Genomic DNA, 24,685 nt, shown 5'->3' with positions numbered 1-24,685 from the left:
CTCCTAACCTAATACTCTTTTTATTGCATCGTATCTATGTTCAAACGATGATTTAGTTAACGTTGCGTAAGTTACACCATCTGTTACATGGTCAACCTTGAACCCTAAGCCATTGTTAAATCGAATGGCTCGTTTGTTATCATTGCGAATTCGAGCTTTTATGCAGCTCACCTCACAAGAAGTAAAGCCCCAATGATATAGCGTGCAAATGGCTTTGATTGGAGTCAGACTATTCAACTTACTTTCTTCAGCAGAAAAAATGCCCCCTTCCGCAAACCAGTGACCTAAGTCATCCATTTCAATGTTGATATTGCAGCAACCATACACGCCGGCTTCATCGGTAATAATGAAATAAAACTTTTTGCTACCTTTAAGCTTTTCAAACCATTCTCTTTGTTGGTTTTCTGAAATATCTTCTTGATAAAGCATAAAACGACGCACAAATTCACTGTTTCGCCAATTTCGCAGCATTTCTAGGTGAGATTCGTTTAGTGGCGTCAGAGTTACGCCATGTCCGTTTAAAACGACGGGGTCAAAGTGTTTCATGTTAATTTCTTACTAAACTACCTAAGTATCGACCGTACTCATTTTTCAACATGCCCTGAGATATAGTGCACAATTGAGTATCCGACAACCAACCATTACGCCACGCAATCTCCTCTAGACACGCAACTTTTAGACCTTGAACATTCTCAATGGTCTGAACGAATGAAGATGCTTCATGAAGGCTCTCGTGCGTCCCTGTATCTAACCAAGCGAAACCACGACCTAGTAATTGAACATTCAGGTTGCCTTGCTCAAGGTACATCTGGTTGAGAGTCGAAATTTCTAACTCCCCTCTCATGGATGGTTTCACCTTCTTCGCTAAGTCTACAACTTGGTTATCATAAAAATACAAGCCTGTAACGGCGTAGTTTGATTTCGGTACTGCTGGTTTTTCTTCAATCGAGATTGCATGCATATCAGCATCAAATTCTACTACACCAAAGCGCTCAGGGTCTTTGACTTGATAACCAAATACTGTCGCTCCATGATTTTTCATCGCAGCTTGCTGTAAGATCGGCGTGAAGCCCTGTCCATAAAAGATATTGTCGCCTAGAACCAAACACACAGAGTCATCACCGATAAACTCTTCACCAATAATGAATGCTTGAGCTAGACCATCTGGCGTGGGTTGGATTGCGTATTGCAGTTCGATACCAAAGTCAGAGCCATCACCAAGCAAGCGCTGAAAACCTTCTTGGTCTTCAGGAGTGGTAATCACCAAAATCTCACGAATACCAGCAAGCATAAGTACTGACAGTGGGTAGTAGATCATTGGCTTATCGTATACAGGCAGTAACTGCTTAGAAACGCCTCGTGTGATTGGGTATAAACGCGTACCAGAACCACCAGCAAGAATAATACCTTTCATTATTCACCCGCTCCTAATCGTTCAAGACTGTATGAGCCATCAAGCACACGTTGCCACCATTGCTGGTTGTTTAGATACCATTCAACGGTTTTTCGAATGCCACTTTCAAATGTTTCTTCAGGCGTCCAGTTCAGCTCTCGAGCAATTTTTGTTGCATCAATGGCATAGCGTACATCATGACCTGGTCGATCTTTCACATACGTGATCAACGATTCATAAGATTCAACACCTGCAGGTTTGTTTGGTCGAAATTCTTCAAGTAGCGAGCAAATGGTTTTCACGACTTCAATATTCGCTTTTTCATTGTGACCACCGATGTTGTATGTCTCGCCAATTTCACCTTCTGTCACGACTTTGTAGAGTGCGCGAGCATGATCTTCGACGAACAGCCAATCACGGATTTGCATACCATCACCGTACACAGGCAACGGCTTGCCATCTAAGGCATTCAAAATCATCAGTGGGATCAGTTTCTCTGGGAAATGGTAAGGTCCATAGTTGTTCGAGCAGTTGGTCACCAACGTAGGAAAACCGTAAGTGCGTTGCCACGCTCGAACAAGATGATCGCTGGACGCTTTAGAAGCGGAGTACGGGCTACTCGGTGCATAGGATGTAGTTTCAGTAAACAAATCATCCGTACCTTCTAGGTCACCATACACTTCGTCGGTAGAAATATGATGGAAACGGAAAGCGGCTTTGCGAGTCTCATCCAGTGTCGACCAATATTGACGAGCCGATTCAAGAAGGTGATACGTCCCCATGACATTGGTTTCAATAAATGCCGCAGGTCCATCAATGGAACGGTCTACGTGCGATTCAGCCGCAAGGTGCATCACGAGATCAGGTTGATGCTTTGCAAATACGCGATCAAGCTCGTCACGTTGACAGATATCAACTTGCTCAAAATGGTAACGTTCACTATCCGATACTTCCGCTAGGGACTCTAAATTGCCAGCGTAAGTCAATTTATCTAGGTTAATGACGGTATCTTGGGTATCACGAATGATGTGTCTTATGACTGCAGAGCCAATAAAACCAGCACCACCAGTTACTAGTATTTTCATTATGAACGTTACCTGCTTAATATTGTGCTCACGTAAAGCACGAGAAATCTTGTTTAATTGTAGTTAAATGTGCGCTTAAACTACGCCACTTGGCTTACCTTAATAAGATAGCCAAGTCTAAATTTTTGATTGTTCGTCGTTGGCACCTAACGACTTAAAGAGTACGCCTTTTCAAGCACCGCGAAGTCGCTTTCTTGCCAATGTATTTGACGTTTGTTCAGCTCTTTCAGAAACGAGCGCTTCAAACGCTCTAAGTTGCCTTGCTTCCAATCACCATCCGGTTGCTGAGAGCATTTATCAAAATCGATGATCCATACCTTTTCTTGCTCATCAATTAAGATGTTGTGAATGTTCAGATCGGTATGGTTCACGTTGACGTTGTGCATCTTGGCAATTTCTTGCCCTACCTTATGGTACATCGCTTCCGGTAATGGGTTTTCTTGCAAAATACTGACCAAGTCTTTGGCATTGGGAATTCTTTCGCTCAAAAGATCCGCTTGGTAAGTTAAGCCAGTTTTAACTGCGCGCGCAGCAATCGGTCGAGGGACATTCACACCAGACTCAATCAGTACTCTGAGCAGATTAAACTCTTGTAGGCTACGAGTCTGCTCCCATCCAGTAAACCAATAGTGATCTTCAACCAACTTGCCAAATAAACCACCACGGCGGTAATGACGCAAAGCAGCTTGCATAGTATCAAGTTGAACAAACCATGTGGTTCCACGTCCGGATGCGCTGCCCACCACTTTATCTTGCTCTTGCCAATATTGGGCATCAAACAACGCTTGGCTTGGGTCTGTGATGATTTCATCATCAAACCACACCATGCTATTGCCTTGTTGATAACTCTGAGTCATGTCGAAAGTTGCCGTTAGGTTTTATTAAAAGTAGTGGCTGATAAGAATATACAGCCATGTAAAGCCAGCAAAAAATAGCGCAACCATCACTGCGGCTGAGCCAATGTCTTTTGCTCGCCCACTCAGTTCATGATGCTCGACACCAATTCTATCAACAACGGCTTCAATGGCAGAGTTAATCAGTTCAACGATAAACACTAACACTACAACGCCTAACATGAGAATGCGTTCTACAACACTCAAATCAAATACACACACCAATGCAATCGCAAGTACCAGCATGGCTAATTCTTGCCTGATGGCTGCTTCATGTTTAAACGCCGCTTTCAGCCCTTTTGCAGAATATCCAGCCGCTTTGATGACGCGCGTCAAACCCGTGTTTCCAGGTTTACCTGAGTTCAATGATTGGTGTTGTTTTGTCTTTGACATTAAGAGGGGCTCGTCAGTACTCATTATAGAAGCGGTGTATTTTACATTTATTGGGGATGTCTGCATAATTTACCTGCATCTATTTATCTTATCAGACAATAACTATGTTCACTTCTGCCCCTTCTTCACTCTGTATATTGCGTTTATCCGCCATCGGCGACGTTTGTAATACCATCGCGACGGTTCAAGCGATTCAAAAACAATGGCCTGATACCCATATCACTTGGATTACTGGCAAGCTTGAAGCTCAATTGCTGCAAGCGATAGATGGTGTTGAAGTGATTGTTTTTGATAAAAAAGCAGGTCTTGATGGTTATAAGTCATTGTGGAAGCAGCTCAAAGGACGCAAGTTCGATGCTTTGCTTCATATGCAATATGCCATTCGAGCGAGCGTGGCGACGTTAGGTATTAAAGCGAAGTACAAACTTGGGTTCTCTTCTGACCGTAGCCAAGACTTTCAAACTTTGTTCACCAATGTCAAAGTTCCTTCACCAAGCTCTTTGCATGTTGCGGATGGTTTAATGGCGTTTGCCCATCAAATTGGTGTGCCTCAGTCAGAACTTACTTGGTCATTGTCGTACTCAGAGCAAGATGCTCTCTGGGCAGAAACTAAGATTTCAGAAACTAAAGTCTCGAAAACTCAGAGCCAAGCTGATAAGCCGAATCTATTGTTGGTCCCGGGGGCAAGCAAAGCTTATAAGAACTGGAATGCAGAAGGTTATGTTGATGTTATCAACCACGCTCGAGAGAAAGGCTGGAATGTCATCTTAGCGGGTAGCCCAGCGAAAGTAGAAGTCGACTTAGCTGAACACATTCAATCTTTACTTACAGAACCTTGCTTAAACTTGGTTGGAGAAAGCTCCATCATGCAAATGCTGGCACTGATTGATAAGGTTGAGATGGTGATTGCACCAGATACTGGTCCTGCCCACATGGCAAGTGCAATGCAAACCCCGATTATTGGCTTGTATGCTCACCATAACCCTGTCCGTGTTGGTCCTTATAACTATTTGAAATACGCCGTTTCAGTGTATGAAGAGACCATTTTTGCAGAGACTGGAAAAACCAGCCAAGAGCTTAGCTGGCGAACGCGAGCAAAAGATGAAAAAGCGATGAATCGTATCACGAGTGATCGTGTCATGGTTATGTTTGATCAAGTCGTAGAAGATTTGTATCCCCAATATCAGTAAACTCCCCCTATATAAGATTGTTTAAGAAGGAAACCAACTTGTCTAAACCCACTTTAGCCGTTGCCTTAATCGTGAAAAATGAAGAGAAGCACCTACAAGCTTGTCTAGACACAGTGAAAGATTGGGCTGATGAGATTGTCCTTCTTGATTCAGGCAGTACTGATCGCACTGAAGAAATCGCCAGACAATATACCGACAAGTTTTACACCAACTTGGAGTGGCCAGGATTTGGCAAACAGCGCCAACTTGCTCAGCAATACGTAACCGCAGATTATGTGCTTTGGTTGGATGCCGACGAACAAGTCACGCCAGAGCTGAAAGAAAGCATTTTAAAAGCCGTTGAGAATGACGAGCCAAACACACTGTATAAAGTGAATCGTCTGAGTGCCGCGTTTGGTAAGTTTATCTATCACTCAGGATGGTCACCAGATTGGATCGTTCGTCTCTACCGCACCAGTTATACCCACTACAATGATGCTTTAGTGCATGAAAAAGTCGAAGATAAAGGCTTTGCAATCAAGAAACTGGATGGCAGATTACACCACTATACGTACGAACACCTCCATCATTACATCAACAAAACCACAGGTTACCTCAAAGCTTGGACAGACGAGCGAGAAGGCAGGAAAAAATCTGGTCTCAGCACGGCAATCATCCATGCATTAGCCAGCTTCTTGAAGATGTACATTCTTAAGCGTGGTTTTCTTGATGGTAAGCATGGCTTCATCCTTGCGTGGTTAAGCATGCATTCTACCTTCGTTAAATACATCGACTTATACTTACGCGAACAGGCGAAAAAACAATGAAAACGACTTTAATTATTACCACTTATAACTGGAAAGAAGCCTTAAAATCCGTGTTAGAAAGTGTAAAGCGCCAAACCGTTTTGCCTGATGAAGTTATTGTGGCAGATGATGGTTCTCGTGAAGATACCAAAGCAATGATTGACCAAATGCGTGAAGGTTTTCCGGTTCCACTGGTACACAGTTGGCATGAAGACAATGGCTTCCAGCTTTCTATGAGTCGAAACCGTGCAATAGCTAAAGCATCAGGCGATTACCTGATCATGATCGATGGCGACATGGTATTGTCACAAACCTTTATTGAATCGCACAAACGCGTGGCAAAACCAAATTGGTTTGTTCAAGGTGGTCGAGTTCTGACTGACGAAGCGTGCAGCCGTGAAATTATGGAAAACGGATTGGTTCCTTCTGTATTTAGCAAAGGGATCCGCAACCGTAAGAACTGCATCACAAACTCACTGCTATCGAACTGGTTCTCATACGAACGCAACAACGATAAGGCGACTCGCGGCTGTAATATGGCGTTTTGGCGACAAGATGTTATCGAGGTGAATGGCTTCAACCAAGATTTTGTCGGTTGGGGACGTGAAGACAGCGAATTTGTTCATCGCATGCTTAACTCAAACAAGTCACGTCTTTACCTAAAATTCGCCGGAGTGGGCTACCACTTATATCACGTAGAAAACTCTCGTGCGTCATTGGGTCAAAACGATGAGATCTTAGATAACACCATTAAAAACAAACTTAAGCGTTGCGAAAACGGTGTTGACCAATTTCTAGAAGCGTAAAAACTTTAGAAGCTTATAAAAATATGAAAGGGGCGTTTCGCCCCTTTTTTATTGTTGTTGAGATAAGGTGAAGTACTTATCGGCAACCATCAATGAGATCAAACGCTCTTTACGTTTATCTTTAAACTGCTCAACCCATTGGTGCGCATTCTCAATGATCGCTAATGCTTCTTGCTCATTCGCTAAGTAATAGTCCATCTTTTCAGGCAAATCCGAATAATCATCCTTCACTTCAACATAGTGGATGCCAGCTTCTAGCTTACCTTCCATAAACCATGTTTCGTACTTAGGCTTTGACATAATAACCAATGAGTTCGAGGACATTGCCCACTTCAGGTTGGTTGCGACATCATTGCCTTCAATACACAACAAGAACTTGTATTGAAGCTGCTCCTCAATACTCATAAAGCCTTTTTCCCAAGGCTGTCCTTCTTGTGGGCGAGTCTGACCAATATTGCAACGGGGGTGGTCATAGAAAGCATGAATTACCGTTTGACGGTGAGGCTGAAAACCGACGCCTCGCCACGCCACCATGTCTTTCTTATCTCGGTAGCTCATTTCGTCATCCACAAATTTAAAGTGACGAATTTGATTCAGCTTTAAAACGATAGAATTCTGATTGTCACCATGGATAGGACGACTTTTAATAAAGCTCGGCACATTAGGAATATGCGTCACATCACCATTGATGTAGTTAAACGTAAACTCAGATGGGAAATAGCGTATAACTTGGCGCGTATCGAAAAAATAAGTCCAACCTTTTGTTTTTTTGAACTCACCAATCTTAGCGTAACTCTGCTCTCGGCTATCGACCGAAAACAACTGTTCACACTTGTTGTAATAATTCACTCGCTCAAGACAGTACTGCTTCTCCGCTTCAGTCAGAGTCGAAAGTAAACGTTTTGCTTGCTCTCGATAGACAAAACGAGGGATCAGCATCGAGAGAGCGTTTGAGAAATAATAAGGAAACTTACTGTCTTTCATTTACTTTCTTCTCGATAGCCTTAGCCACTGCCGCAGGAACAAATTGCTCAATACTGCCACCATGGATGGCAACCTCACGTACGATGGTCGACGATAAAAAAGCAAACTCTTCTTCAGGGGTCAAAAATACACTCTCAATCCCAGGCAATAACTTGCGATACATGTTGGTCAAACCAAACTCATACTCAAAATCGACCGTTGTTCTTAACCCACGAATCAATACTTTAGCCTGCTCTTGACGAGCAAAGTCCACCAGTAACCCAGAAAAGCCTTTCACTGTTACACCAGGTAAATGCGCCACGACCTCTTCCATCAAAGCAACGCGTTCTTCCAATGTGAACATCGTATTCTTTGAAGGGCTTGCTGCGACTCCGATAACGACTTCATCGAACATTTCATGGGTGCGCTCGATAAGATTTAAGTGACCATTGGTAACTGGGTCAAATGTTCCTGGGTAAATGACTTTCATAGGATGTACTGATTTATTCAAAACTGTATGAATTATTGAAGGAAAGGTCGGCGATTACAACTGCTTGATAGAAATACACCTGAGACGATCTTATTTCTACTGCTGACACACATTGCAAAAGAAGGTATTACGTTGCCCTATTTTCTGCTCTTGGAGCACTTCACCGCATTCTGGACATGGCTCTCCGGCTTTTCCGTAAACTAATAACTCTTGTGCAAAGTAACCAGGTTTGCCGTCCGCTTGGGCGAAGTCTTTAAGTGTAGTTCCACCTTGCTGAATCGCGATTTCTAACGTAGCTTTGATGTTCTCCACCAGTAATCGCCACTCTTTCTTAGCTAGTTTTCCTGCTGGGCGAGTTGGGTGAATGCGGGTTTTAAATAAAGACTCATTGGCGTAAATATTCCCAACGCCAACCACCACTTTATTGTCCATAATGAACTGTTTAACCGCAACACGCTTACCTTTGGCTTTGTCTGCCATATATTCAGCGTTGAACTCCTCGGTTAAAGGCTCAGGTCCCATATGATCTAATACGGTGTGAGACTCATTAGGAGCGCTCCAAAGCCAAGCACCAAAACGACGCGGGTCGTTGTAGCGTAACACTTTGCCATTGGTGAGTTTAAGGTCAACATGATCGTGCTTTGCCGCAGGGAAGTCAGCGTCGAGTACACGCAATGATCCAGACATGCCAAGGTGAACAATCGCTGTACCTTGGTCGGTATCAATCAATAAGTACTTGGCGCGACGACGAATATTACGAATAACCTGCCCTTCCAAAAGCTTAAGCTCTTGAGGAATATCCCAACGTAGCTTCGGAGTACGAAAAACAAATGCCTTGATCGTCTGCCCAATCATATGAGGGCTGATCCCCATTCGGCTTACTTCAACTTCTGGTAATTCAGGCATTTGACTCTCCTTAACAGCGTCAGAAACAACATTAGTGAGCGCTTAGCATAATAGAAAAGCAGCATGACAAACACAGTTTCAGCGAAAGGTTATTACGCAACTTTTACTTAGGCATGATGTAGTTACCATCAACAGAAATGGCGATCCACTTGTCTTGCCAATTTTTAAATAGCCAAAAATCGTCAAGGCGGTAAAAGGTGATACGTTGTGGCTCTTCCAAACCTTGATACCAGACTTCGATGCTTTCCGGCGATGAAAGGCGAGGCTTTAACTGTTCATACTGCTGAGAGTTCAGTTCTGTACCTTCAAGTGATTGCCAGCGAGTCACTATTTCTTGTACGGGGATATTGGCTTTAATGTTGGATTGCCACTGTCCATTTTGCTTGTCTAATTCCCAACCAGCATAGTAAATGGCACTGACATCATGATCGGAGCGTAACAAGTTCGGATACGGATCCACTTGTTCATCGATAAGGTAGGTTTTGATCCAAGTTGGCGCATTAAGGATCACCATGAACACGATGATGCCTAAGATTAGAATATTGTTCCAACGACGGCGGCGGTGCACCTTTTTAGACATAATTCACCTCATCGCGTAAATCAGCAGCAGCTTAACCAAGCTGCTGCTATTTAGAGAATCTACATTAAACTATGATTGAATCGGATCATCTTTTAACGTACTTAGCGGAACCAATTTACCTTCTCCATTATTCACTTCCGGCACATCCGCATGTGAAGAGAAGAAAGAAGGTAACGCATCCAACCTCTGACTGGAGACACCCATCAATTCAGAGATTGCTTTGATCATTGTGAAGCCATTACGTGGATAATCAACTACTTTTCGTTCATTGAAGTCCGAACCGATGACAAACAAAGGCACTTCGTAAGATTGTTTTACCGATGGATCATGACGCAAGTTTTCACCACTATTGCGATGCCCAAGTCCGTGATCGGAAACATAAATCAAGTTGTATGGCAGCGACTGCTTCCCAGCAAGTTGGTTAATTTTCTCTAGCATTGTGTCTGTTTGCTTTATCGACTCAATGTAACAAGAGATCTTGCTGCCATTGAAGTCAAACTCAACATCACCTTCCACACGATCACAGAAACCTGGGTGTGAGCCAATTAAGTGGATCACAATCAATTTTGATTTATCGTCACTCGACAGCGCTTTTTGAATGCTTGGCAGCAGTGTGCTGTCATAAACGTTCGAGTCTCTAAAGCTACCACTGCGTGTAAAGGAAACATGCTCAGCATAGTTAGCAATTGAACTGATCCCGGTATCGAATTCTCCCATTCGACCCTGGTTAGAAATCCAATAGGTTTCCACACCAGCCATTTGCGCTAAGGTGTTGATGTTGTTATTCAGCTCAATATCAAGACCATCATTCATTGTGACGTAGCGCATTACCGAAGTGAACGTGTTCGGACCTGGGGACAAAAAGTTTGTCCAAAGCTGTCCTTTAGCCGTCGACATAAACGGCGTGTTTTCCATCGGCAGACCATACGCATTCATGTAGTCTTTTCGTACGCTTTCACCAATCACAAAAATGGTGTTCTTAGCCTCGCTCGGTGTTTTAGTAATTTGCCAAGAGGCTGGGATTTCACGCTGAGCCATGATCTCTGCATTGTATTGATGGTACATGTTGTACGAATCAAACCAATCAAAGATAAATCGAACTGGTGGGTAACGCATGTAAGAGAGCAATGCATGCGTGTAGTCGCTATTAACATTACGGTCTTTAATGGTGCGAATAGGCTTATCTAAGAGTAAGAACGAAAACAAGATCAGACAGAATACTGATGTTTTACGACCTTTAAGTTGTGGTACCCATTTGAACAGGTAAAAGGACGCTGCAGCGAAAAGTGCCGCGACTGCCAACGTTTTGATCTCCAAGTCATTAAAGAACTCAAGCGCTTCTGAAGGGTTGGTCTCAATCAGTGAAGAAATGATGGTCAAATTAGGATGACCATAATTCCAAGAAACAGGAATATAGAAAGTCGCAGTCACAGCTAACAAGGCATATGCCCAGTGACCAATACGATGAGCTTTAAGAAAAGCAATCGTAATCGACATTAAGATAAGACAGTCCGCTTTTATTTCATAACCCAGTGCGGCACTAAACATCACAGCTAAGATAATTAATGCAACAAACTTCAAGGCTTGTAACCCTAAATGCATACTTACTTTACTCCTATAACTACAGCAAATAATAAAAAACCCAGCTCGAGAGCTGGGTTTTTTAAATCGTCAAAGAGACAAAATCAATTATTTGATTTTCGCTTCTTTGTACATAACGTGCTGGCGTACAACTGGATCAAATTTCTTGATCTCAAATTTGCCTGGCATGTTACGCTTGTTCTTATCAGTTGTGTAGAAGTGGCCTGTACCTGCTGAAGATACTAGACGGATTTTCTCACGAACGCCTTTCTTTGCCATTGCCTATTTCCTCTTAAACGTTTTCGCCACGTGCACGCATATCAGCAAGAACAGTATCAATACCCTTCTTGTCGATGATACGCATACCTTTTGCAGATAGGCGTAGTTTAACAAAACGTTTTTCGCTCTCTACCCAGAAACGATGAGTTTGTAGGTTCGGCAGAAAACGACGCTTAGTAGCATTTCGTGCGTGTGAACGGTTGTTACCCGTTACTGGACGCTTACCAGTTACTTGGCATACTCGTGACATGAATGTCTTCTCCAAAATCGTTTCAGCTCGATATCAACCTTGGTGGCCGAACCTCTCTATTTCTTGGAAAGAAGTTAGAGGTTAAGAACCGCTATGGAAAATCCATACAAGGCTATCAAAGGTCGCGCATTATACTAACTTGATATGCATTGCTCAAGACCCGAACAGATCCTTTTTACAGGTTTTCGTGATCTTTTTTTAGACAGCAGGTTTTTTCTAGCAGTCCAAGCTGAATTCAGTTAAAAATTTAGTGGCGAGGATGATAGCAGATTTTTAGCAACTAACAACCTAAAAAACGCACAGTTATATCCAACCTCTTTCGGCAAAAGAGACGCTTTCCCCATCTCCGATAACGAAATGGTCCAAAATCCGAATATCCACCAGTGCTAATGCATCAACTAAACGCCGCGTAATCCTTCTGTCTGCTTGGCTCGGCTCCGCTACACCAGATGGATGGTTGTGTGCCAGAATTAACGCAGCGGCATTATGGTGCAAGGCGCGTTTGACCACTTCTCTTGGATATACTGATGCCGCATCGAGTGTGCCTTCAAATAAAATCTCATCTTTTATCACTCGATGCTGGTTATCTAAGAAAAGAATGTAAAAAGCCTCTCTTTGACGGTCTCTTAATATAGAGGAAAGGTAAAGTTTGGTTTGTTCTGGACTGGTTAACGCATCACCACGCTTTAATGTCTCGGCTAAATAGCGTTGTGTCATTTCCAAAACAGCTTGCAACTGCACATACTTGGCTTGCCCTAACCCTTTATGCCGGCAAAACTCTTTCTCTGAAGCCGAAAACAACTGGCGCAGTGATCCAAAGTCTTGAATAAGAAAGTCAGAAAGCTCTATTACGTTCATGCCTTGCGTGCCTGTACGTAAGAAAATTGCAAGTAACTCCGCATCCGATAGCGCTTGCGGACCGCGTTGCAGCAACTTCTCTCTTGGCATGGACTCGTTAGGCAAGGTTTTCAGTGTCATTAGTCGGCTCGATTGATGAGTGAGCGCCTATTGCACAAAATAAAAAGCGAAAGTCGAACCTGACTTTCGCTTTTTTCGTTAGTCACTGCTTTTCTATGTAATCAAGCGATCCATCAAAGCTTGAAATTTCCAACCAGATCGTGAATTTCAGATCCTGACTGTGACAACTGAGTACTGATGCCTTCCGCATGCTGAAGTGTGTCATTAATACGATTCACGATTTGCTGAATCGCCACTAGATTCTGGTTGATGTCTTCAGCAACAGCACTTTGCTCTTCAGCCGCAGAAGCGGTTTGAATGCCCATATCTCGAATTGTTCCGATAGAATGGTGCACGCCGGACAGCGATTGCTGAATCATTGATGACTCTTCAACGGTCTTCGCGCCGCGCTCTTGGCTAGCCGACATAGTGGTCACCGCTCTCGAAACACCAGTTTGTAGTTGCTTGAGCATATCGCCAATTTCATGGGTGCTGTTTTGCGTTCGACTGGCTAACGAGCGAACCTCATCAGCCACCACAGCAAAACCTCGCCCTTGCTCGCCAGCACGTGCAGCTTCAATCGCAGCATTCAATGCGAGTAAGTTGGTCTGCTCGGCAATTTCACCAATAACATCGAGCACCTTAGTAATCTGCTCAGTTTGTTGGCTCAGTTCTGCAATCGCATCAGAAGTACTGTTCACTTCATCGACCAGCTTGCTAATGCCATCAATCGCTTGATCGACTTCACGCTGCGCCTCGGTCACTTGTTCGTTCGCATCGTCAATCGCCTGAGCAGTAGCATTGGTATTACTTGCGACCTCTTTTGCCGTCATGCTCATTTGTGTTACTGCTGTTACCACCTTATCAGTTTCGAGGCAGTGGTTTTGCATTTGAGCACTAGCTTGAGACGTTTGCTGATCCAATTGTCCAGAGACGCTTTGTACTGTATTGGCAGAGCGCTGAATGTCCTGCATTAACGGATGAAGCTTATCCATAAACTCATTAAATGCCGATGCCACCTCACCCACTTCATCTTTACTTTCAATTTTCAGACGAGCCGTCAAGTCGCCGCCACCGGCAGCCACGTCTTGTAAAGAAGCAGCAATATGTTGCAACGGAAGAATTCCTTTGGAGACGATGATGCTGGTAAGTACGCTAGTAATAATAAGCCCGATAACCGAGATTGTTACCGCTGAGATCGTATGTTCATTCAACTCTTGTGTACGCAGTTCACGCTGCATTGCCACTTGCTGATCAATATCATCAATATAGATGCCCGTACCAAGCACCCAGTCCCACTTAGACAAGTATTCGGCATAACCTAATTTTGGAGCTTGCGCATCAATAGTTGGTTTATGCCAAGAGAAATAAAGGAAACCATCTCCGTTCTTAGATGCATCAATCAGTCCGCCAATCACTGCTACGCCATTTTCATCTTTCAAGCCGATAAGGTTTTTACCTTCTAGGGATGGCTTAATCGCATGCAGCGTGTTGACCCCTTTCGAATCATAAGCAAAGAAATAACCGTCGCTTTCAAAACGCATCGCTTTGAGAATTTCTTTTGCCGCTTCTTTGTTATTGCCGTTTACGTCCGTATCGTAAAGCGGCTTTATCGCTGTAACACCCATCATCATGTAGGCTTGCAGCTCTTTTTTACGTGTATCAATCAGCTCTTGTCTATCTCGAGCTAATTCCGCTTCTAAGCTATTACTACCATTGATGTAATACACCACCGAGATCAATGTGGTGATCAACAACAAAGGGATCAGAGTCACCAGCAGCAATTTACTTCGACTTTTCAACACCATCTTATTCCACTACCTCATTATTGTTATTTTTACCTTTCTATCTTGCAGAGCAGACAGAGATTGTCTGTGAAGTAAGCAAAAGTTTTATATAAGGCTCAGCAATTAATATTCGGTAGTTTGATATGGATTAGCTTCTGATCAGATTTGCGTGGGCGGTGAGAGATTCAGTTGTGCTAAACTCGTCGCCAGAAAAATTGGAGATCTCACATGCAAACACTAGCAGGAAAGAAAATTCTACTCGGCATCAGTGGCGGTATTGCCGCGTATAAATGTGCGGAGCTAACCCGTCGCCTAATAGAAAGAGGCGCACAAGTTCAAGTAGTGATGACCAAAGCGGCGAAGGAGTTCATTACTCCCTTAACCATGCAGGCAGTCTCTGGGCGTCCGGTGTCGGACAGCTTGTTAGACCCTGCGGCAGAAGCATCAATGGGTCACATTGAACTGGCAAAATGGGCAGATTTGGTTCTTCTTGCACCTGCAACTGCAGATTTGATTGCACGTATGTCGGCAGGCATGGGCAATGATTTGCTCACCACGTTAGTACTTGCGACAGATTCTCCTATCGCTGTTTCACCAGCAATGAATCAGCAGATGTACCGTAACGTCGCAACCCAAGAAAATATCGCAACACTGGCACGCCGTGGTATGCATATCTGGGGACCTGCGGCGGGTGAACAAGCATGTGGTGACATTGGTCCTGGTCGTATGCTAGAGCCAATGCAACTTGTCGGTTTGTGTGAACAGTTCTTCCAACCAAAACTGTTAGCAGGAAAATCAGTACTGATCACCGCGGGTCCAACTCGCGAAGCGATTGACCCAGTACGATACATCTCTAACCACAGCTCAGGAAAAATGGGCTTTGCATTAGCGAATGCCGCAGCACAGTTGGGAGCCAAAGTAACGCTTATCAGCGGACCTGTAAGCTTGAATACGCCAGCAGGTGTTGAGCGTATCAACGTTGCGAGTGCTCAAGAGATGCATGCTGCTGTGACAACTCACGCGCCTAACCACGACGCTTTCATTAGCTGTGCGGCAGTGGCGGATTACCGCCCAGAAAATGTAGCGTCTCAAAAGTTAAAAAAGACTGAAAACAACGACCAGATGACCATCAATATGGTGAAAAACCCTGATATCGTAGCGACCGTTGCCAATATGACTGAGCAACGTCCATTCACGGTTGGCTTCGCAGCCGAAACCAACGATGTCGCTACTTACGCTCGTGGCAAACTGGTGAAGAAGAACCTCGACATGATTTGTGCGAACGATGTATCAGTTGAAGGTCAAGGCTTTAACAGTAACGACAACGCCATCACCCTGTTCTGGTCGCAAGGCGAACTGGCGTTAGCATTGGAATCAAAAGAAGCATTGAGCTTCAAAATCTTAGAAAAGATGCATGATTTAATGTAATAACCCTTTCGTTTTCATCGAAAACTGGCACAAATTTGGTACAAACATGACAACTGAGGGTGTTAAAGCTCCCATTACACCCTCGCTAGTCTAGTTTGATGCCAAATAGCGTCTTATAATCCCCTCCGCTCAACTTTGTATTTTGAAAGGAAGTAACTAATGGCCGGCAGTAAAAAATCCAATCGTCGTGAAGAAATCTTGCAAGCTCTCGCACAGATGCTTGAATCTACAGAAGGCGCTTCACGCATTACTACGGCAAAATTGGCTAAGCAAGTCGGTGTTTCAGAAGCGGCACTTTACCGTCACTTCCCAAGTAAAGCTCGCATGTTTGAAGGCTTGATTGAGTTCATTGAAGAAGCACTCATGACACGTATCAACCGTATTTTGGATGATGAGAAAGACACGCTAGAACGCATTCGCTTGGTTATGCATCTTATCTTGGCATTCTCAGAACGTAACCCAGGTTTGACACGCATTCTTTCTGGTCATGCTCTAATGTTTGAAAATGAGCGCCTACGCGATCGCATCAACCAGTTGTTTGAGCGCATCGAAACGCAACTTCGTCAAATCCTGCGTGAACGTAAGATCCGTGAAGGTAAATCTTTCCCCGTTGAAGAGCGCATTTTAGCCGCTCAGATCCTAGGGCAAGTTGAAGGTAGCTTGAACCGCTTTGTTCGCAGTGACTTCAAATACCAACCAACGGCAAACTTTGACGAGTACTGGGCACTTCTTAGCGCACAAATTAAGTAGAGATTATGAGTAAAGACAAATTCACTAAGCCGGAGTTTTCTCTTTCCCTTCTCCACCCTCGCAACTGGGGCGTTTGGCTCGGCTTTGGCTTTTTGGCTATCGTAGTTAATATTCTTCCATACCGCATGCTACTATCGTTAGGTCGTACGCTTGGTCACATCGGCATGCGCTATGGTAAAAAGCGTGTGCATGTTGCAACGCGTAACCTAGAGTTGGCATTTCCAGATAAACCAGCAGAAGAGATTCAACATATTGTTGAAGAGAATTTCAAAAACACCGGTATGGCGTTAATTGAAACGGGCATCACTTGGTTTTGGCCAACGTGGCGTTTCAAAACGCTGATCATTGAGAAAGACCTCGTCGCACTTCGTGAGAAAGCCGCAGAAGGTAAAGGTGTCCTACTGTGCTGTGTTCATGCTCTTAACCTTGAGATCACGGCGCGCGCTTTTGCGGTTCTTGGCGTGGCTGGGTACGGTGCGTTCCGTCCACATGACAACCCTGCGTACAACTTCATCCAGTATTGGGGGCGCACACATAACGGCAACAAACTGATTGACCGTAAAGACGTTAAACAGATGATTCGCGTTCTACGCAGCGGTGAGCGCTTGTTCTACCTGCCGGACCACGATTACGGTCGCAACAAATCTGTATTTGTGCCGTTCTTTGCGGTCGAAGATGCATGCACCACAACTGGCACTAGTATTTTGGCTTACACATCTAAGTGCTCGATTATTCCGGGTTCTGGTTTCCGCAATAAAGATGGCAAGTATGAAATCATTGCTGATAAGTGTATTGAAGCCGACTATCCGAAAAAGGATGAAGTCGCAGCAGCGGCTTATATGAACACCTTTGTAGAAGAAGTGATTCTGCGCGCACCAGAGCAATGGATGTGGCTACACAAACGCTATAAAACAATGCCTGACGAAAGCACGCCGAAGGGCATTCGCTACAAATAGGCAACGTCGACAGATTAAAAAGGGGCTGATGGATAACCACCAGCCCCTTTTTCTTTCAGGTCAAACCAGACTCCCAATTCATCGTTCTTCCTCTTGAAAATGACGATGAACAATGAACAATCTCATTAACGTCATTTCCTACAGTGAGGAGCAAACGCGATAGGAAATCTCGCTTTCCAAATTCAGAATTAAATGCCGTATTCTGCGCGGTACGCTTTGACTGCTTCTAGATGTTCTTTGTCTGTACCTTTCTCTTCAAGGAAAGTCACAAGGTCAGTCAGGCTAACGATTGAGATGATTGCACAACCAAAGTCACGCTCCACTTCTTGAATCGCAGACAACTCACCTTTGCCTTTTTCTTGGCGGTCAATCGCAACCAACACACCAGCAAGGTCTGCGCCATTTGCTTGAATGATTTCCATCGATTCACGAATCGCAGTACCTGCTGTGATTACGTCATCCACTAGCATAATACGACCTTCAAGCGCAGAGCCTACAAGGTTACCGCCTTCGCCGTGGTCTTTCGCTTCTTTACGGTTGAAGCAGTAAGGCGTGTCGATATCGTGGTGATCCGCTAGCGCTACTGCTGTTGTCGTCGCGATTGGAATACCTTTGTACGCTGGACCAAACAGCACATCAAACTCAATGCCTGAATCTGCAAGCGCTGCGGCATAAAAACGACCAAGACGCGCTAGGTCACGACCAGTATTGAAAAGACCAGCGTTAAAGAAGTACGGGCTTTTACGGCCAGATTTCAAAGTAAACTCACCAAACTTAAGAACTTCTTTCTCAAGTGCAAACTCAATAAATTCACGCTGGTATGCTTTCATTATTTTCTCTCTAAATACAGGCTTGGTATCCATATTCCCAAGCAGTTAATAAACACTAATGCGTTATCTCCTAAGTAGATGGATTTACAGCTAGGCAGCAAGTTTTTCTATCCCTATGAGCATAGTCTTCTATGTAATTAGGGTAGAAAAGCGCAGCGAACAACGCTGTAGATTCATATACGACGGAGATAAAAAAATAGCCCCCATAATGGGAGCTATCTAAATCAATTGGCTAACGCCGCCTTCTGCGCTGCGACAATTTCCGTAATGCCGACTTTCGCCGACTCTAACAGAGCCATCAGTTGCTCATGACTGAACGGTTCACCTTCTGCGGTGCCCTGAATTTCAATCATCTTGCCTTCTTCTGTCATCACAACGTTCATGTCTGTGTCTGCCGCTGAATCTTCAACGTACTCAAGGTCACACAGAACATCATCGCCTAGCAAACCAACTGAAACTGCCGCTACGTGACCTTTCATTGGGTTTGCTTTTAGCTTGCCGCTATCCACTAGGTGTTGGAACGCGTCTGCCATTGCAACGCTTGCGCCGCTGATAGATGCAGTGCGAGTGCCGCCGTCGGCTTGGATAACATCACAGTCAACCGTGATCATGAACTCACCCATCGCTTGTAGATCAACCACTGCGCGAAGGCTACGTGCGATCAAGCGTTGGATTTCCATCGTACGACCACCTTGCTTACCGTTTGCCGCTTCACGACGAGTACGCGAGTGAGTTGCACGAGGTAGCATGCCGTATTCAGCCGTTACCCAGCCTTTACCTTGACCTTTTAGCCAACGAGGCACAGATTCTTCAACGGTCGCATTACACAACACTTTGGTGTTACCAAATTCAACTAACACTGAGCCTTCAGCGTAAGCTGTGTAGTTACGAGTAATTTTGATTGGGCGAACTTGGTCCGCCTTGCGATCGTTTGGACGCATGGGCATCTACCTTAAGTAATGAGGAGAAGACGATTTGGTTGGGCGCAGATTATAACGGAATCGATTAAATAAAGCTATCTGGACAATCTCGACTCAGAATAGCAAAGCCACTGCCTTCTGGCTGTGCTACTATTGCGGGGTAATTTTCAGCAAATTAGAAGACAGGAAAATTCAATGATTTACAGCATGACAGCGTACGCGCGTAAAGAAGTGAAAGGCGATTGGGGTAGTGCAGTGTGGGAAATCCGCAGTGTAAACCAACGCTACCTAGAAACTTATTTCCGTATGCCTGAGCAGTTCCGTGCTCTTGAGCCAGTACTGCGTGAGCGTTTTCGTAAGCGCCTAGCACGCGGCAAAGTAGAATGTAGCCTGCGTTTTGAAGCTAACCCAGCAGCAAAAGCTGAACTAAGCATCAATGAAGCACTGGCAAACCAAGTGATCAAAGCCGCTGAGCAAGTGATGCACATGACTGGCGAGCTAAGCCGCATTAACCCATTCCAAGTAATGCAATGGCCAGGTGTGATGGAAACACCAGAGCAAAACATGGATGAAGTAAACAAAGAACTGCTTGCTGCTTTTGACGAAGCAATCAACGAGTTCATCGACGCGCGTGGTCGTGAAGGCGACAATATGAAAGCGCTTATCGAGCAACGCCTAGAAGCGATCACTGCAGAAGTTGTAAAAGTTCGCGCACGCATGCCAGAAATTCTTGAGTGGCAACGTGAGCGTCTGTTCTCGAAGTTTGAAGATGCAAAAGTAGAGCTAGACCCATCTCGCGTTGAACAAGAACTTATCCTTCTGGCACAAAAATCAGACGTAGCAGAAGAGCTAGACCGTCTTGACTCTCACGTGAAAGAAACCACAAACATCTTGAAAAAAGGTGGCGCAGTCGGTCGTCGTCTGGACTTCATGATGCAAGAGTTCAACCGTGAATCGAACACACTAGCGTCAAAATCTATCAGCACAGACATCACCGCATCAGGTGTTGAACTGAAAGTTCTGATTGAGCAAATGCGCGAACAGATCCAGAACATCGAGTAATAAAAGACCTTGATGAGATATCAAAAAGCCTCGCACTGCGGGGCTTTTATTTGCTGATGCTGAACTTGCTTCCTATTTATAAAACCAATAGTCTTGTGTGGTTACTTCTAAACCATTGAATCGCTATGACTCGCTCGCATTGCTTCATCCTGCAACATGACTCCCCTATTTCTTTCTATCCTGATAAAAATCAGTTGATGATTGATAGTGAGGAGATTCATTTAGAACCATTGCAAGCAAGACTGCTGAGCTACTTTATCGAGAACCGTGGGAAAGTAGTGAGTACCCAGCAAATAGCCGCCGATGTCTGGCAAAGAACGCAGGTTTCCGACAACTTGGTGAGACAAGTGATTAGTCTACTGCGCAGCCAGCTTCAGGACAAAACGCGTCCGTATCGCATCATTCAGACCATTCCTAAGCAAGGTTACTTATTTGATATCGAAGTGACAGAGCCAAACATAACGCCCACTCCAATCCCTGAAAAATCCACTCCTCTTACCCGTACCGCCAAGCCTAAAAACAAGCGCTTAGTTTTAGCTGTAGCGGCAATCCTGACTGTTGGAGTTATTGCGGCTTGGGCAGTGCAAAATGGTGACACCATTGATGACACCACGGTAATCACAGCACAACAAAGCAACGTAGTGCCCGTTTATATTCATGATATTACGCTTGATTCCACCAGCAATTTTGAAATGGCAGAAAGCGTATATAACTATCTCTTCTATGGGCTAAATTCAGCCAAAAACCTATCCGGTTATCACTATTCTCAGTTATCCCAACAAAGTAAGCAGTCTCTTGCCAACCACGGTGTTGAGCTCAAAAGCTGGATTAAGAAAGTAGATAGCAATTATGTGCTTAGTGTCTTGGTGCAAAACAACCATCAACCCAACCAGAGCCAAAAGGTAGAGAAGACGTTTAACCAAGATAACTTCTTCGATGCTATCGGCGATGTAATTTTAGAAATCAAAGCCATCATTGCACCAATGAGCCCCGATTACGAAGTGGCTAGCCATCGCGTGACTTCCATCAGTAACTATGACGATTGGAAAGTGATCTCTGAAGGGATTTCTCTTTTCTATCAAGGTAAAGGTGGTCCTGCTTTTTCGGATATTGCTCAGCAGCTTAATGCGATTCAACAACAAGGGCGAGACAGCTATTTGGTCAGCGCTTTGTTGTCTTACTCTGAATCTTTAGCTTACTTACGCGAGCACAAACAAGAAGATCGCGAACAGGCGCTTCACTCAGCTAAGCAGGCGTTCGAACTGAATCCACGCTGTGATATTGCCAACCTCACTTTGGGGCTTGCTTTACTTATCAACCAGCACCCGAATCAAGCCTTCCCCTACTTGTTTTATGCAGCAGAAAGCACGCCAAGCCCAATCAGTTTTTACTTGCTCAGTGTGGCTGACAAACTCGCAGATAACCCGAAAGGCTCGCAATACAATTACCAACGCTATACGGAGATGAAAAAAGAGCATAACGGTCAACTGTTTGATCTTATTGAATCTTCACAAAAAGCAAACCTATTCCAAACAGCAGAATAGCCTCAAATAAAGCGAAGTGAAAAATCGCTGCTCTCGCCTATTGTAAAGTCAGCCTCCCCAATGCTGATGGGTATTCTGGATGTTTGATTTTTGTTTGGAGTTCAACTCGCTTGCCTTGCATCAAGCGTAAAAAACGCACCTTCCACATACTTGTAAACCAAATCATTCATTTCTTGGGATACACACATGTTGAAGAAGTTTGCTTTTCAGATCATTCCAATCCAGATCTTTCTGTTCGTCTTTTGGTTCAAAAATGGCTTTATCGATAAAGTGATGGGTGTGCTACTTGGCATCATCACGCCTGATACCGCCTATGCAGGTGATACTTGGGCTGGCTGGAAAGGTTATATCGTTGGAACGTGGGATAAGAGCCAAGTCGGTCATGCACTGCTGAGCCCAACGTTTGACTTTATGTTCCCGATTCTCATTGCTTTGCAGTGCTTACCGTTTTTATTGGTGATTCGCTCGGTGCTGGCAGGCGAGTTTATGGCTGGTAAAGAACGTCCGTGGCTACTCTATGCGGCTTTTGCATCTCTGTTCGTAACGGGTTGTATGGCTTTCACCCAAACCATTACGGGAGCAAGTGATGGGCAATATCTATGGCAATTTATTGGCTTTAGCATGGTTGCCATCATGTATCTGCGTAACGAACAAGGTAAATAGCATTACGCCAAAAGCCCCAACTAAATGGGGCTTTTTCATGATGTTTAGCCTATGTTAGGCATTGATATTCTTCATACAATGTTCACATAGCACAGGCTTTTTCTCAGCAGGTTTTAGGCGAAAACGCTGCCAAAAAGCAGGCTCGGCTTTAGTCACAAAAATACCTCCGAGCAATGGCAGCAGCAGAGCAACGGAAACTAATGACAAACTGTTACCTGCAATCCATGTTGAAAGGCTAAGCGCTATCAACGGGAAGAACAGGAAACAAATCGAGGCGGTAAACGGCGTCGACACTTGTCCAAGCTTAAAGTACGCCACGATGCCACCGACGCTAGCAAACATACCGAGATAAATCACAGCAGTAATCGAATCCATCGAGAACTGAGAAAGATCCGGCTGTTCGACAATCAGTGAGGTGATAAAGAGCAACGCTGAGGCAACAAAGCTTGGAAAGGCGTTGTAAGTCAGCACTGGAATACCTTTACAGAACTTTTCAACAAACACATACATCACCGCATGAATCGAGACCGCGCCGCCTAAAGCGAGAAAGCCCAGTATGTAATCCTCGCCACCTAAACTCATCTCTTTAGCCAGAATCAAAACTAAGCTCAGAACCGCCACCAAAAGACCAGCAATCTGAGATTTACGTAACCTAAGCCCAAGGAACAAGCTTGATGTCACCATCACCGCAATGGGCATATTGGCGAAGATGATCGAGGCAAGGCCTGATGAAATGTATTGCTCGCCAAAAATCATCAAGGTAAACGGAATCGCGAAATAGAAAATCGCGACCACAAACATCCAGAATACTTTTCCCTTAGGAAAGAACAGGGGTTGATTGAGGTGTTTCGCCAACATGATTAATAGCGGCGCAGCGATCAGGAAGCGCAGACCGGTGGCAAAGATGGGCGGAATAGTTTGCACTGCCACTTCCATCGCAAACCACGTGGTGCCCCAAATCAAGCACACAGACACAAACAAGATAATTGGTAGATGCTTATGCGTCATGGCGACCTCCCGCTTGTCGGTTGATAACAAGGTTTGGTAGGCACGCAGCAAGGTACTCAGTACGAGCAATTAGATTGGTTTTCATTTTTCATTCCCATCACAGGATGGTGCAAATAGAAAGCTATTTACACGCGTAACAAATTCGCACGACATTACGTGCAGTAAAATTGTTGGCAGCGAAATGCTGCGAGATAGGAATTAAGCTATCGGAGGACGATAGTGAGAGTGCATGTCTGCACTGGTATAGAGCGCGATTTTGCTTATCGCCAGTTCATCTCTGTAAGGCGCTTCATAAGATCTTGGCTGAGTTTCAACAACAGCCGTCCCCGATGCGTGACCATGAGAACAACACTGCTTTTCAAAGCATGTTCCGCTCGGTTCACAGCAACCTGACTCGTTCTTTTCTACCGAGCCAAAGGTCAAATCACAGTAGCTAATATGCAAAGAATCAGCCATCGCCATGTGATTCGCCGTTGATGGTATTTCTGCACGAGCGAGACCGCTTGAAAGCGCAAAAGCAATCAAGACACTCAGCAGAAAGTAAATTGTCGATGTGCTTTTCGCTAGCATCACAATATCTCATCAAACAGGCAGAAAAAAGAAAAGGTTAGTGTGAAGATACTCATCAATAGAGCAAGAAACAAGATGGCTTGAGATGACTTTACACTTTTTTACCCCCAAGCTATTTGGATGTGACTTCCCTTCACGCAAAAATAAAGCCTCGCAATGAGCGAGGCTTAACATCATTCGTCTTTTTCGGCGGTTTGATTATCTATATACGGCCAATAATGGTGACCAACTCGAATAACCAAGGTTGCCGCAGCCAGAATAAACGCAGCTAAAGAGAGCCATACTATCATCACGGAATCGAGCTCTTTCATACCAAGCGTGATGTAGCGAGCAATGGCCATCATGGCAATATAAATTGGGTAACGAACGGGTATCTTACCATTCATCACAAACTGCCCGACCATGGCGAGCACTTCCAAATAAATAAACATCAATAAGATGTCATCAAGCGATACACGCTTTTGTACATAAATGTGAATAAACTCTTCCACCATCGCCCACACAGTTGCCAAAGTAATGGCGACCAGAAGCACGGCTTCAAGCACATGAAAGATTTTCAGAAATGGACGACTGAATGATTTAGGTAAATGCGACGGCATAGCCAACTATCCAAACA

The 24,685-nt window shown here is 44.4% G+C and carries 28 protein-coding genes; 9 read left to right on the top strand and 19 right to left on the bottom strand.

What is annotated here, in order from left to right; genetic code table 11:
* Positions 1-3: 3 nt before the first annotated feature.
* The 5 genes from J4N44_RS00900 to J4N44_RS00880 all read right to left on the bottom strand — a co-directional run bounded on the left by J4N44_RS00900 (position 4) and on the right by J4N44_RS00880 (position 3,764).
* Entirely contained in the window at positions 4-546 is a 543-nt protein-coding gene (locus tag J4N44_RS00900) for a GNAT family N-acetyltransferase (RefSeq protein WP_050923980.1), read from the bottom strand.
* 1 nt (position 547) lies between these two features.
* The gene (rfbA, locus tag J4N44_RS00895; RefSeq protein WP_074051000.1) at positions 548-1,414 is read right to left on the bottom strand and encodes a glucose-1-phosphate thymidylyltransferase RfbA; all 867 of its coding nucleotides are present in this window, start codon (positions 1,412-1,414) and stop codon (positions 548-550) included.
* The gene (gene rfbB / locus J4N44_RS00890; RefSeq protein ID WP_017189986.1) at positions 1,414-2,478 is read right to left on the bottom strand and encodes a dTDP-glucose 4,6-dehydratase; all 1,065 of its coding nucleotides are present in this window, start codon (positions 2,476-2,478) and stop codon (positions 1,414-1,416) included. The genes rfbA and rfbB overlap by 1 nt, the downstream gene beginning before the upstream one ends.
* A 146-nt stretch (positions 2,479-2,624) precedes the next feature.
* Positions 2,625-3,335, bottom strand: a complete 711-nt coding sequence (locus J4N44_RS00885) for a 3-deoxy-D-manno-octulosonic acid kinase (RefSeq protein WP_252044759.1) — start codon at positions 3,333-3,335, stop codon at positions 2,625-2,627.
* Positions 3,336-3,359: 24 nt separating this feature from the next.
* Positions 3,360-3,764, bottom strand: a complete 405-nt coding sequence (locus tag J4N44_RS00880; RefSeq protein WP_005449346.1) for a diacylglycerol kinase — start codon at positions 3,762-3,764, stop codon at positions 3,360-3,362.
* A gap of 104 nt (positions 3,765-3,868) precedes the next feature.
* Here J4N44_RS00880 and J4N44_RS00875 point away from each other — a divergent pair, with 104 nt between their 5' ends.
* The 3 genes from J4N44_RS00875 to J4N44_RS00865 are packed head-to-tail and all read left to right on the top strand — an operon-like array spanning position 3,869 to position 6,545.
* Positions 3,869-4,954 (top strand): glycosyltransferase family 9 protein, encoded by a 1,086-nt coding sequence (locus J4N44_RS00875; RefSeq protein ID WP_252044757.1) that lies wholly within the window; start codon positions 3,869-3,871, stop codon positions 4,952-4,954.
* Between the two features lie 38 nt (positions 4,955-4,992).
* On the top strand, positions 4,993-5,760 hold the full coding sequence (locus J4N44_RS00870) for a glycosyltransferase family 2 protein (RefSeq protein ID WP_009698950.1): 768 nt from the start codon (positions 4,993-4,995) through the stop codon (positions 5,758-5,760).
* Positions 5,757-6,545 carry a glycosyltransferase family 2 protein gene (locus J4N44_RS00865; RefSeq protein WP_005535598.1) on the top strand — a complete coding sequence of 263 codons (789 nt, stop codon included), beginning with the start codon at positions 5,757-5,759 and terminating at the stop codon, positions 6,543-6,545. Before J4N44_RS00870 ends, J4N44_RS00865 begins: the two co-directional genes overlap by 4 nt.
* 48 nt (positions 6,546-6,593) lie before the next feature.
* Here the strand turns inward: J4N44_RS00865 and J4N44_RS00860 are convergent, their stop codons facing one another.
* The 9 genes from J4N44_RS00860 to J4N44_RS00820 all read right to left on the bottom strand — a co-directional run bounded on the left by J4N44_RS00860 (position 6,594) and on the right by J4N44_RS00820 (position 14,359).
* A complete protein-coding gene (locus J4N44_RS00860) occupies positions 6,594-7,529 on the bottom strand; it encodes a glycosyl transferase family 90 (RefSeq protein ID WP_005449351.1) in 936 nt (311 codons plus the stop codon).
* On the bottom strand, positions 7,516-7,998 hold the full coding sequence (coaD, locus tag J4N44_RS00855) for a pantetheine-phosphate adenylyltransferase (protein WP_005449352.1): 483 nt from the start codon (positions 7,996-7,998) through the stop codon (positions 7,516-7,518). Before coaD ends, J4N44_RS00860 begins: the two co-directional genes overlap by 14 nt.
* Before the next feature lie 96 nt (positions 7,999-8,094).
* On the bottom strand, positions 8,095-8,904 hold the full coding sequence (mutM, locus tag J4N44_RS00850; RefSeq protein ID WP_017817197.1) for a bifunctional DNA-formamidopyrimidine glycosylase/DNA-(apurinic or apyrimidinic site) lyase: 810 nt from the start codon (positions 8,902-8,904) through the stop codon (positions 8,095-8,097).
* A 103-nt stretch (positions 8,905-9,007) separates the two neighbouring features.
* Entirely contained in the window at positions 9,008-9,484 is a 477-nt protein-coding gene (locus tag J4N44_RS00845; protein ID WP_005449354.1) for a hypothetical protein, read from the bottom strand.
* Positions 9,485-9,553: 69 nt separating this feature from the next.
* On the bottom strand, positions 9,554-11,086 hold the full coding sequence (locus tag J4N44_RS00840; protein ID WP_252044755.1) for a phosphoethanolamine transferase: 1,533 nt from the start codon (positions 11,084-11,086) through the stop codon (positions 9,554-9,556).
* An 87-nt stretch (positions 11,087-11,173) separates the two neighbouring features.
* Complete coding sequence (rpmG, locus tag J4N44_RS00835) at positions 11,174-11,344, bottom strand: 50S ribosomal protein L33 (protein WP_004410866.1); 171 nt, start codon at positions 11,342-11,344, stop codon at positions 11,174-11,176.
* A 13-nt stretch (positions 11,345-11,357) separates the two neighbouring features.
* Positions 11,358-11,594: a 50S ribosomal protein L28 gene (rpmB, locus tag J4N44_RS00830; RefSeq protein WP_005384783.1), complete on the bottom strand. Its 237-nt coding sequence runs from the start codon at positions 11,592-11,594 to the stop codon at positions 11,358-11,360.
* Between the two features lie 303 nt (positions 11,595-11,897).
* Entirely contained in the window at positions 11,898-12,572 is a 675-nt protein-coding gene (gene radC / locus J4N44_RS00825) for a RadC family protein (RefSeq protein ID WP_045490672.1), read from the bottom strand.
* 113 nt (positions 12,573-12,685) lie between these two features.
* A complete protein-coding gene (locus J4N44_RS00820; protein ID WP_029788917.1) occupies positions 12,686-14,359 on the bottom strand; it encodes a methyl-accepting chemotaxis protein in 1,674 nt (557 codons plus the stop codon).
* Positions 14,360-14,566: 207 nt separating this feature from the next.
* On the opposite strand from J4N44_RS00820, the gene coaBC reads away from it, so the two are divergent.
* From coaBC to J4N44_RS00805, 3 genes are all read left to right on the top strand, one after another.
* Positions 14,567-15,766, top strand: a complete 1,200-nt coding sequence (gene coaBC, locus J4N44_RS00815) for a bifunctional phosphopantothenoylcysteine decarboxylase/phosphopantothenate--cysteine ligase CoaBC (protein WP_009701743.1) — start codon at positions 14,567-14,569, stop codon at positions 15,764-15,766.
* Positions 15,767-15,925: 159 nt separating this feature from the next.
* A complete protein-coding gene (gene slmA / locus J4N44_RS00810; RefSeq protein ID WP_005449362.1) occupies positions 15,926-16,516 on the top strand; it encodes a nucleoid occlusion factor SlmA in 591 nt (196 codons plus the stop codon).
* 5 nt (positions 16,517-16,521) lie between these two features.
* Entirely contained in the window at positions 16,522-17,472 is a 951-nt protein-coding gene (locus J4N44_RS00805) for a Kdo(2)-lipid IV(A) acyltransferase (RefSeq protein ID WP_009701742.1), read from the top strand.
* 188 nt (positions 17,473-17,660) lie between these two features.
* On the opposite strand, the gene pyrE is transcribed toward J4N44_RS00805, so the two are convergent.
* Complete coding sequence (gene pyrE, locus J4N44_RS00800; RefSeq protein ID WP_005379384.1) at positions 17,661-18,302, bottom strand: orotate phosphoribosyltransferase; 642 nt, start codon at positions 18,300-18,302, stop codon at positions 17,661-17,663.
* A 224-nt stretch (positions 18,303-18,526) separates the two neighbouring features.
* Positions 18,527-19,243, bottom strand: coding sequence for a ribonuclease PH (rph, locus tag J4N44_RS00795; protein ID WP_005430192.1), 717 nt, complete (start codon positions 19,241-19,243; stop codon positions 18,527-18,529).
* Between the two features lie 174 nt (positions 19,244-19,417).
* Between rph and J4N44_RS00790 the strand changes: the two genes are divergently transcribed.
* The 3 genes from J4N44_RS00790 (at position 19,418) to J4N44_RS00780 (ending at position 22,491) form a co-directional block, all read left to right on the top strand.
* On the top strand, positions 19,418-20,284 hold the full coding sequence (locus J4N44_RS00790) for a YicC/YloC family endoribonuclease (protein ID WP_009698958.1): 867 nt from the start codon (positions 19,418-19,420) through the stop codon (positions 20,282-20,284).
* A 125-nt stretch (positions 20,285-20,409) separates the two neighbouring features.
* Complete coding sequence (locus tag J4N44_RS00785; protein WP_252044754.1) at positions 20,410-21,828, top strand: winged helix-turn-helix domain-containing protein; 1,419 nt, start codon at positions 20,410-20,412, stop codon at positions 21,826-21,828.
* A gap of 186 nt (positions 21,829-22,014) precedes the next feature.
* A complete protein-coding gene (locus tag J4N44_RS00780) occupies positions 22,015-22,491 on the top strand; it encodes a hypothetical protein (RefSeq protein WP_009698961.1) in 477 nt (158 codons plus the stop codon).
* 54 nt (positions 22,492-22,545) lie between these two features.
* Here the strand turns inward: J4N44_RS00780 and J4N44_RS00775 are convergent, their stop codons facing one another.
* From J4N44_RS00775 to J4N44_RS00765, 3 genes are all read right to left on the bottom strand, one after another.
* Positions 22,546-23,499, bottom strand: a complete 954-nt coding sequence (locus J4N44_RS00775) for a DMT family transporter (protein WP_050925332.1) — start codon at positions 23,497-23,499, stop codon at positions 22,546-22,548.
* 198 nt (positions 23,500-23,697) lie between these two features.
* Entirely contained in the window at positions 23,698-24,069 is a 372-nt protein-coding gene (locus J4N44_RS00770; RefSeq protein WP_252045075.1) for a hypothetical protein, read from the bottom strand.
* Between the two features lie 173 nt (positions 24,070-24,242).
* Positions 24,243-24,668 (bottom strand): phosphate-starvation-inducible protein PsiE, encoded by a 426-nt coding sequence (locus J4N44_RS00765; protein ID WP_005449378.1) that lies wholly within the window; start codon positions 24,666-24,668, stop codon positions 24,243-24,245.
* Positions 24,669-24,685: the final 17 nt, after the last annotated feature.

This window comes from Vibrio sp. SCSIO 43155 (assembly GCF_023716605.1).
Lineage (GTDB): Bacteria > Pseudomonadota > Gammaproteobacteria > Enterobacterales > Vibrionaceae > Vibrio > Vibrio harveyi.
Note: the sequence above shows the minus strand (reverse complement) of the source record. Positions and strands in the feature narration are given on the sequence as shown.